This is a genomic window from Okeania sp. SIO2B9 (assembly GCF_010672505.1).
GTDB classification, from domain to species: Bacteria; Cyanobacteriota; Cyanobacteriia; order Cyanobacteriales; family Microcoleaceae; genus Okeania; species Okeania hirsuta.
The window spans coordinates 1-2,467 of the sequence record NZ_JAAHGK010001146.1 but is presented as its reverse complement, the minus strand read 5'-3'; the positions used below and the strand labels follow the sequence as shown (position 1 = coordinate 2,467).

The 2,467-nt window shown below is 39.6% G+C and carries 2 protein-coding genes; both read right to left on the bottom strand.

Features of this window, described 5'->3' with window-relative positions:
* Window positions 1-199: 199 nt before the first annotated feature.
* Complete coding sequence (dnaJ, locus tag F6K13_RS28280; RefSeq protein ID WP_124142653.1) at window positions 200-1,327, bottom strand: molecular chaperone DnaJ; 1,128 nt, start codon at window positions 1,325-1,327, stop codon at window positions 200-202.
* A gap of 927 nt (window positions 1,328-2,254) precedes the next feature.
* Window positions 2,255-2,467: hypothetical protein (locus F6K13_RS28275; RefSeq protein WP_287289171.1), on the bottom strand; the 213-nt coding region annotated here is incomplete at its 5' end.

Genomic DNA, 2,467 nt, shown 5'->3' with positions numbered 1-2,467 from the left:
GGTAATTGTTAATTATTAATTATTAATTATTAATTATTAATTGTTGAATCCTGTCCTCTGGCAGTGACCGAAGGGAACAAGGGTATAAAACCCCACGGTCTACACGGTGTCTACAATTGGTTGAGGTATAAAACCCTAACCAATTGTTCCTTCTGCCCTCTGCTATCTGCCTTCTGCCTTTGTTTATTCCCTTTCTTGATCATTTTTGGTGAAATAAGTTTCCTAAAAACCCTTCTATGCCACCTTTTCCTATACGATCGCCCTTAATGCTTGCCAGTTTTTCCAGCAACTCACGTTCTTCTGTAGTAATTTTTGTGGGAATATCTATTACTATTGTAATGAGATGGTCACCACGGCTTACCGGATTACCCAATTTCGGTACTCCTTTATCTTCTAAAGTTAGAACAGTATTTGGTTGAGTACCTGCTGGAATTATTAATTCTGCTTTGCCATCAACTGTATTTATCTCCAGACTACAGCCCAAAATTGCTTGTAAATAACTAATTTTTATTTCAGATAGAATATTAATTCCATCTCTTCTAAACTCTGAGTCTTTTTTGACCCCCAAGAAAACATACAAGTCTCCAGGTGGTCCACCCATCTTACCTGCATCTCCTTCTTTAGATACTCGTAACTGAGTACCATTGTCTACCCCTCCTGGGATAGTAATCTTTATTTTTTTTGTAACCTCATTTTGCCCACGTCCACCACAGGTTGGGCACTTTTCTTCTATTATTTGCCCAGTACCATTACAGGAAGGACAAACCGAAACTTGAGTAAAACTACCGAAAGGAGTCCTTGTTGCCCGGCGTACTTGACCACTTCCCCCACAAGTAGAACAAGTTTTGGGTTTTGTACCTGGTTTGGCACCCGAACCGTTGCAAGTTTCACAGACCTCTAAATGTTTGATGGTTAGTTCTTTATCCCCACCAAATACAGCTTCGTGGAAATCCAGATTCAGGTCTATGCGTAGGTCATCACCTCTAACTGGACCTGTACGCCTACGCCCTTGTGTCCCCATTCCTCCAGAAAATCCACTGAAAAAGCTTTCAAATATATCAGCGAAACTGTCTGAAAAATCTGTGGAGAAACCTTGCGCTCCTGCTCCTGATACTCCTGCTTCCCCAAAGCGGTCGTAACGAGCTTTTATTTCTGGGTCTGAGAGAACTTCGTAAGCACGATTTATTTCTTTAAAGCGTTCTTCTGCTCCTGGCTCTTTGTTCACGTCTGGGTGGTACTTACGAGCCAAGCGACGGTAAGCACGCTTTAGTTCCTCTTTGTCTGCTGTACGAGAAACACCTAGAATTTCATAATAATCGCTGGCCATAGAGCTGATTGCCTAGAATTAGTGTTAATATGTGTATTGTTTAACTCAGTACTTACGCAAAGGCACTACATAAGGGGTATTGCTCAGTTACACTCGTGCTAACACACCCTACCAATAGCGTTCATGGGTAAGTCCTATAACTTTTATCTTTGAAGTACCCAACACCAAAGCTGTCGCTAGATAGTGTCAGATATGCTGCTTCAACCGCCAATGCCTCCATGGTCTGAAAACTTTCTTGGTCTTACACAGGGTCCACAGGCTAAATTTTTATTTATTTATATGCTTGGTTTTCACCTTGACAGCTATAGTTCGCTGCAAGTACTAATTTATTATATCTAAAATTTCACTCGCATCCCCATACAACTCCAAGTAAATTACCAATTTAACGGCCATTCTATTACAATAGCGCGGGACTTTTTGCGACCAAAGGTTAAAAATATCGGGCGATCATATTATCCGGTCTTAAATTTACCAATATATTTATGCACATTCTACCACTCTAACATAGACTTTTTTGTTAATAAAAATCTTACTCCACCTAGTTACTACATTATATTTTCAGTGACTGGTTTAATACCTCACTGCCAAACTATGCTTTACCCATCCACATCTTTCTTAACATTTCTCAAATATCAGGGATAAGTGGGTATTAAGTTTATATCATAGATGGTGCTAAAAGTCAAGCTCTCTACTCTCCTCAAATATCGAGACCATTAAAACTTTCTATATTGTAAAGAATTATATCGGTAATGGTAAGCCACCAACGAGGGTGGTTACAATAGTGGATTGATAGCGGTAGGGCATACCGTAATTAAAATGCTTGGGGAGACGTACTTATGGGGATCAATCAGAGTAATTTGGTTAATCTAGTTAAGTGTCTTTGAGCCAAGAATCGCCCCTTATAATCTTCGATTTAACGGGCGAGTGTCAAAGGAATGGATTTTTTCCAAATTCACTTTCAGGTTCTTCAGTTGATTCTTCAGCCTTAACTGAAGTTGCCTCATTTTTAGTTGGGTTACTATCAATTGGTGTATTAGTTTCTTGCTCTAAAGTTTCTTCTTCTGAAGTTTCTGAATCTAGAGGAAGCTGAGTAATCTTCTCTTTTTCTAGTGAATCTATCTTTTCACCGCCACTTCGGTC